At 72.8% G+C, this 6346-nt stretch carries 6 protein-coding genes and 1 pseudogene; 4 read left to right on the top strand and 3 right to left on the bottom strand.

All coding sequences use genetic code 11. The features are described 5' to 3' along the window. Positions 1-234, top strand: a pseudogene (locus tag AN218_RS26360) (hypothetical protein); the annotation flags it as partial. Positions 235-341: 107 nt separating this feature from the next. Then, entirely contained in the window at positions 342-920 is a 579-nt protein-coding gene (locus AN218_RS26355; protein ID WP_070019565.1) for a carboxymuconolactone decarboxylase family protein, read from the top strand. A 90-nt stretch (positions 921-1010) separates the two neighbouring features. Here AN218_RS26355 and trpS read toward each other — a convergent pair whose 3' ends face one another. The 3 genes from trpS to AN218_RS26340 form a co-directional block, all read right to left on the bottom strand. Beyond that, positions 1011-2132, bottom strand: a complete 1122-nt coding sequence (trpS, locus tag AN218_RS26350; protein ID WP_079132613.1) for a tryptophan--tRNA ligase — start codon at positions 2130-2132, stop codon at positions 1011-1013. Between the two features lie 238 nt (positions 2133-2370). Further along, positions 2371-2739, bottom strand: coding sequence for a DUF952 domain-containing protein (locus AN218_RS26345; RefSeq protein WP_070019563.1), 369 nt, complete (start codon positions 2737-2739; stop codon positions 2371-2373). A 91-nt stretch (positions 2740-2830) separates the two neighbouring features. Then, positions 2831-3604: an IclR family transcriptional regulator gene (locus AN218_RS26340; RefSeq protein ID WP_070019561.1), complete on the bottom strand. Its 774-nt coding sequence runs from the start codon at positions 3602-3604 to the stop codon at positions 2831-2833. 120 nt (positions 3605-3724) lie between these two features. On the opposite strand from AN218_RS26340, the gene AN218_RS26335 reads away from it, so the two are divergent. Both AN218_RS26335 and AN218_RS26330 read left to right on the top strand, forming a co-directional pair. Next, positions 3725-5257, top strand: a complete 1533-nt coding sequence (locus AN218_RS26335; RefSeq protein ID WP_070019560.1) for an aldehyde dehydrogenase (NADP(+)) — start codon at positions 3725-3727, stop codon at positions 5255-5257. Positions 5258-5386: 129 nt separating this feature from the next. Beyond that, positions 5387-5908 carry a hypothetical protein gene (locus AN218_RS26330; RefSeq protein ID WP_244900728.1) on the top strand — a complete coding sequence of 174 codons (522 nt, stop codon included), beginning with the start codon at positions 5387-5389 and terminating at the stop codon, positions 5906-5908. Positions 5909-6346: the final 438 nt, after the last annotated feature.

Here is a 6346-nt window from a genome sequence, read left to right as displayed (position 1 = left end):
ACGGGAGCGGATGCGGCGCGGGCCCCGGCCGCGAACTTCACCGTCGCCGCGAACTTCACCGTCGTCTCCGGCATGGGCGGCTCCCCGCACACCCTCGCCGCCGACGCCGCGGACGCCCGCGCCCGAGGGGCGAACGAACTGCGGCTCTACCACGCGGGGCTGGCCCCCGACGCCGACCTCGCCGCCGTCGCGGACGCACTGCGCTCGGTCGCCTCCGGCAGCCCGGCGGAGTGACCCGGCGGCGCGTGTCACATACGCGCGGCCCGTCCCGTCGTAGAGGTGTCAGCCGGACGCAAGCGGTCCGTCCGACCCCCGAACCGAGGGACGAAGGAGCACCAGTCATGGCACGTATCTCGCTCGATCCGCCGCGCGGCCTGGTCCTGCGCATGGCCGAGTGGTACTCGCGCCGCAAGTACGGCAAGGTCATGGACCCGCTCAGGGCCTCCGGGCACAACCCGAAGGTGCTGGGGGCCGTCGCCCTGTACGAGTCCCGCGTCGCGTCCTGGAAGGACCTCGACCCCGGACTCAAGCATCTGGCCGAGATGGTCACGGCGGCGCGTATCGGCTGCTCCTGGTGCATGGACTTCGGCTACTGGCTCGCCGAGGACCAGGGTCTGCCGATGGAGAAGATCCAGTACGTCCCGGCGTGGCGGGAGCACCGCGAGCACTTCACCGAAATGGAGCTGCTCGTCATGGAGTTCGCCGAGGCGATGACGGAGACCGAGCCGGCGGTGACGGACGCGATGACGCGGGAGCTGATCGGCACGCTGGGGGAGCGCGCCTTCATCGAACTCGTGGCGATGGTCGCCGTCGAGAACCACCGCTCCCGCATCAACTCCGCGCTGGGACTGGTCGGTCAGGGCTTCTCCGACCGGTGCGCCGTACGGCCGGTCGCCAAGGGCGCCTCCGGGACCGTGTAGCCGGGACGGTACCGGGCGGCCCGGGACGGCACAGGGCGGCACAGGTCCCCGCGCCCGTACGTACGGCCGCGGGGTGCGCCGCCCGGAGCGTCAGTGGTGGTTCTTCATGGCGACGCGGACCTCGGCGAGGGTGTCGTCCGCCACGGCCGTCGCCCGCTCGTTCCCCTCCCGCAGAATCCGGCGGAGCAGGCCACGGTCCCGTGCGTACTCGCGGCGGCGGGCCCGGATCGGAGCGAGATGCTCGTTGACCGCCTCGACGACCACCCGCTTCAGCGCGGCGGCCCCCGCGGAGCCGATCTCCGCGGCGACCTCCTGCGGGGTCCGGCCCTGGCAGAGGGCCGCCAGCAGCAGAAGCGAGGACACCTCCGGCCGTCCCGCCGGGTCGTAGGCGATGTGCCGCTCGGCGTCCGTCCTGGCGGCCTTGATCAGGCGGGCGGTCTCGTCCGGACCGGCCGCCAGCGCGACGGCGTTCCCCCGGCTCTTGCTCATCTTGGTGCCGTCGGTGCCGAGCAGCAGCGGTGCGTCCGACAGCAGGGCGTCGGGCCGGGGGAGCACCGGACTGCCCGCCCCGTAGCGGTCGTTGAAGCGGCGGGCGATCGTACGGGTGAGTTCGAGGTGGGGGAGCTGGTCCTGGCCGACCGGGACGAGGTCGGCCTTGCAGGAGAGGATGTCGGCCGCCTGGTGCGCGGGGTAGGTGAACATCAGCCCGCTGACGGAGGACTGCCGCGCGTGCGCGATCTCGTCCTTGACCGTGGGGTTGCGCCCGAGCTCGGCGACGGAGACGAGGCTGAGGAAGGGCAGCAGCAACTGGTTGAGGGCGGGTACGGCGCTGTGGGTGAAGATCGTGGTGCGCGCCGGGTCCATGCCGACGGCGAGATGGTCGAGCATCAGCTCCTCGACGTGCCCGGCCGGATCGTCCGCCGCGTCCCGGTCGGTCAGGACCTGGTATTCCGCGATGAGGACGAACATCTCCACGCCGAGTCTCTGCAGACGCAGCCGGTTGTGCAGGGTGCCGAAGTAGTGGCCCAGGTGCAGTCGTCCCGTGGGACGGTCGCCGGTCAGTACGCGGAACCGCCCGGGGTTCTCCCGGATCTCCCTCTCCAGTACGGCACTTCGGGCCCGGGCGGCGGACAGCCCGAGGGCGTCGCCGGGGGAGCCGGACGGAGCGGAGGCCGGGGCGGGGCCGCCGGTGGTCTGGACGGTCGTGTTCACGGTGTCTCCCGGTGGTCGGTGCCGCCGCCGAACGGCACGACCCCCGCACCGGGGAACACGAGAAAGGGCCGTCCGTCCGAACGGCCCGGTTCATGCACGAGTGGTGGCCGCTCCTAGAAGGAGCGCCACCAGCTCAGACATGACAAGCGATGCATGACGTCCACCATAGCCGCGGCGGCCCCGGCCGCGGGAACGGCTTCCCGGCTGCTCTCGCCCGCCCTGGCTCGCCCGCCCCGGCTCATCCGCCCTGGTCCGCGGAGCCCTCCTCGTCCCGCGCAGCCGTCCAGCTCCACGGCTCCTCCGTGACGACGGCCGAGACGGGCAGCGGCCCGTAGATGTGCGGGAACTCCTCCGTGGCGCCGGGCACCGGGGGCTCGTAGCGGATCGGCGCGGGGACGCGGTCGCCGTCGATGACCAGCACCACCAGCTTCTCCGGGTCCCACTCCGCGTACAACATCTCCGCCACCGCCCGCAGTTGGTGCCGGTGCGAGCAGTGGATGAAGCCGACCTCCTCCAGCGTCCGGCCCCGGGTGGACATCTCGTACGCGCCGGCCGCACGGGCGGCCTCCCACAGCGGACGCTCCGTGATGTGCAGCAGCTCAGCCATCCGGCAACGGTATGCGACCCGGCGCGTACGCGGCAGGCCCCCTCACGTCCGCGGCGGCAGGCCCAGCCCCAGCCGCAGCCGTCGGCGTCGGCTAAAGCCGTCGCGTCGCCAGCGTCAGCCGGTCCCGCGCGTCGAACAGGGCGTCCTTGATGAGCTGTTCGTGCCCCGGCGTGAGCCGTGCGACCGGAACCGAGCAGCTCACGGCGTCCCGCGCCGGGGTCCGGTAGGGGATCGCGACGCCGAAGCAGCGCAAGCCGAGGGTGTTCTCCTCGCGGTCCACGGCGTACCCCTGCTCCCGTACGAGCGCCAGCTCCTCGATCAGCGCCTCGCGGTCGGTGAGGGTGTTCTCGGTGAGCGCGGGCAGCGTCTCCGGGAGCATCTTGCGGACCTGCTGGTCGTCGTACGTCGCGAGCAGCGCCTTGCCCAGGGACGTGGAGTGCGCGGGCAGCCGGCGCCCGACGCGGGTGAACGGCCGCAGATAGTGCTGCGATTGGCGTGTGGCGAGATAGACGACGTTGGTGCCGTCGAGCCGCGCGAGGTGGATGGTCTCCGTGGTGTCGTCGGAGAGCCGGTCGAGGGTGGGCCGTGCCGCCGCGACCGCCTCGTCGCCGTCGATGTACGAGGTGCCGACCAGCAGGGCCCGTACGCCGATGCCGTACCGTGTGCCGGTGGAGTCCGTCTCCACCCAGCCCAGGTCGACGAGGGTCCGAAGCAGCATGTAGAGACTGGACTTGGGGTAGCCGACGGCCTCCTGGACGTCCGCGAGGGAGTGCATCCCGGGCCGTCCCGCGAAGTATTCGAGCAACTCCACTGTGCGCACTGCGGACTTGACCTGCGATGCGCCCGTCGTCTCACTGGCTGGCATCGTCCTTGACCCCCTCGTCGCGGCGCTCCTAGGCTCCCGGCAGGTTCACCGACAGAGACGGTGTTCAGCATATCGAACGCCCTCTCCGCGGAGACAAGCGCGTGGCAGGAGGAAATCGCGGTGGCAGCAGCACCAGTGTGGAGCGTCGACCCCCGGACCGGGCAGCAGCGTGAGCAGGTCGGCACGGAGGCCACGGCGGGCGAGGTCGACTCGGCCGTACGGGCCGCGCACGCGGCCAGGGAACCGCTCGCCGACCGCACCGTCCGCGCGGCCCTGCTCCGCTCCGCCGCCGGGCAACTCGGCGCCGCCGGCGAGGAGATCATCGCCGCGGCCGACGCCGAGACCGCCCTCGGACGTCCCCGGCTGACCGGCGAACTGGCCCGTACGCAGGCGCAGTTGCGGGCCTTCGCCGACGAGGTCGAGGACGGCGCCTACCTCGGCGTGACGATCAACCACAAGGACCCGGACGCGACACCGCCCTGCCCCGATCTGCGGCGCTACAGGATTCCGCTCGGCGTCGTCGCCGTCTACGCGGCCTCCAACTTTCCGCTGGCCTTCTCCGTGCCCGGCGGCGACACCGCGAGCGCGCTCGCCGCGGGCTGCCCCGTCGTCGTCAAGGCGCACCCGGACCACCCGGCGACGTCCGCGCTGACGGGTGCCGCGCTGCGCCGCGCCGCCGCCGAAGTGGGTCTGCCCGAGGACGTGTTGAGCGTCGTGCACGGCTTCGAGGCGGGCGTCGAGCTGGTCAAGCACCCGCTGGTCTCGGCCGTCGGCTTCACCGGCTCCGTGCGCGGCGGACGCGCGCTCTTCGACGCCGCCGCCGCGCGGCCCACGCCGATCCCCTTCCACGGCGAACTCGGCTCCCTCAACCCCGTCGTCGTCACCTCCGCCGCCGCGGCCGAACGCGCCGAGGAGATCGGCGAGGGGCTCGCGGGGTCCATGACGATGGGCACGGGCCAGTTCTGCACCAAGCCCGGCTTCGTCCTCGCCCCCGAGGGCGCGGACGGCGACCGGCTGCTGGAGGCGCTGCGCGCCGCGGTCGGCAAGGCCGCCCCAGGCCCGCTGCTGGACGGCAGGATGCGTGAGGCGTTCCTCGAAGGGGTGGGCGCCCGTGCGGAGTTGGAGGGCGTCGAGACGCCCGTGCCCGCGGGCGCGGGCGAGGACGGGCACACGGTCGCCGCCGGCTTCCTCACCGTCCCCGCGGAGAAGCTCGGACAGCCGCAGTACGAACCGCTGTTGGAGGAGTGCTTCGGCCCCGTCACCGTCGTCGCGCGCTACCGCGACGAGGACGAGGTCACCGCCGCGCTCTCCCGGCTGCCCGGCAACCTGACGGCCACGGTGCACCTCAGCGTCGCCGAGGCCGCGGGCGACGGCGGACACGGCGCGCGGCTGCTGGCCATGCTGACGCCGCTGGCGGGCCGGGTGCTGGTCAACGGCTGGCCGACAGGCGTGGCCGTCGCCCCGGCACAGCACCACGGCGGCCCGTACCCGGCGACGACGTCCACCTCGACGTCCGTGGGCGCCACCGCAATCGAACGCTGGCTGCGTCCCGTCGCCTACCAGGACGCCCCCGAGGCGCTGTTGCCGCCCGAGCTGCGCGACGCCAACCCGCTGGGGCTGCCGCGCCGCGTGGACGGGCGCCGGGAGAACTGACCGCGGGGTGCAGGGCGAACTGAGCGCGGAGCGCGGGGAGTTCGGCCGCCGGGTCACGGCGCCGGCGGTACGGTTCGTCCTCGAAGGCCGCCTGGTGCCGCCGTCCCGGGATGGCTCAAGCTGGCCCGCATGGACTGGTTGCCACTGCTCTCCACGCTGACCGGGGCCGCGATCGGCATCGTCGCCACTCTCATCGCCGACCGGAACCGGTGGAAGCACGAAGACGTCAAGGAAGCTCATCGTCTGCGGCTCGACGTCTACACGCAGTACACCACCACCGTGAAGGTCCTCGGTGAGACCCTGCGGGGGTCGGCCGAGCGAGAGCATCCTTCCGGCGACGCGCGGGCTCTTGCGCTGCGCGAAGCCTTTCGGGATTCGGACATAGCCATCGCGTCGGAACGGATGTGGCTCATCGCGCCCGAACCCGTCGTCAAGGCGTCCAACAGCGTGTTCCACTGCCTGCGAGCCATCTGCGACGGCTACGCGGAGGGCACCGCTGTCGGCAGTCCGGAGGATCGCGCCCGCTGGGAGGCGCGTGGCAAGGCGGCCGCCAGGATGCGCAGACTCATGCGGGAAGATCTCGGCGTCGGCCTGCTCGCCGAACGCCACAGCCCTCCTGCCGACGACCACGACGGTTCCGCCGCGCGGTGATCGTGACCGTGACCGTGGCAACCGTCCCGGCCTGTCATCGTCGTGCCCGTCAACTCCGTGAGCCCGTACGGGAGTACGGCTCGTACGCAGGGTCCTTGCCGCAGTGGAGGCCGAAGTCCCCGCCGGTGGGCAGGGGTTGAGCTACGGGCCCACCGGGGACTCCACGTACCGCCGGGACCGTCCGTACGGGCAGGACGCAACGTCCGTATGCGCGGGCTGACTTGGCGGTTCCGGCAGGTGCCAGCGAGCCCTGGGGCCGGTTACGGGCCGCCGCGGCATCGGCGGGGCAGGCCCTCGCCCGGCCGAACGCCGGGGCTGCGCACGGGACGTGGGCCTCCGGCTCCGCTCACGGCGCCGGGCGGCGGACCTGATCGGGCTGCCCGCGCCCCTGCGCGGCGACGGGCAGGAAAGACCCGGGCGAAGGGTTGTCAGGGACGT

The organism is Streptomyces nanshensis (assembly GCF_001751255.1).
Classification (GTDB): domain Bacteria; phylum Actinomycetota; class Actinomycetes; order Streptomycetales; family Streptomycetaceae; genus Streptomyces; species Streptomyces nanshensis_A.
The sequence above is the reverse complement of the archived record's forward strand: the minus strand, read 5'-3'. Positions and strand labels throughout refer to the sequence as shown.

Bases quoted from the DNA above. Each gene is read 5' to 3' on its own strand.
- AN218_RS26345 (WP_070019563.1), bottom strand. From the start codon at position 2,739: ATGGCTGAGCTGCTGCACATCACGGAGCGTCCGCTGTGGGAGGCCGCC.
- AN218_RS26355 (WP_070019565.1), top strand. From the start codon at position 342: ATGGCACGTATCTCGCTCGATCCGCCGCGCGGCCTGGTCCTGCGCATG.
- AN218_RS26340 (WP_070019561.1), bottom strand. From the start codon at position 3,604: ATGCCAGCCAGTGAGACGACGGGCGCATCGCAGGTCAAGTCCGCAGTG.
- AN218_RS26330 (WP_244900728.1), top strand. From the start codon at position 5,387: ATGGACTGGTTGCCACTGCTCTCCACGCTGACCGGGGCCGCGATCGGC.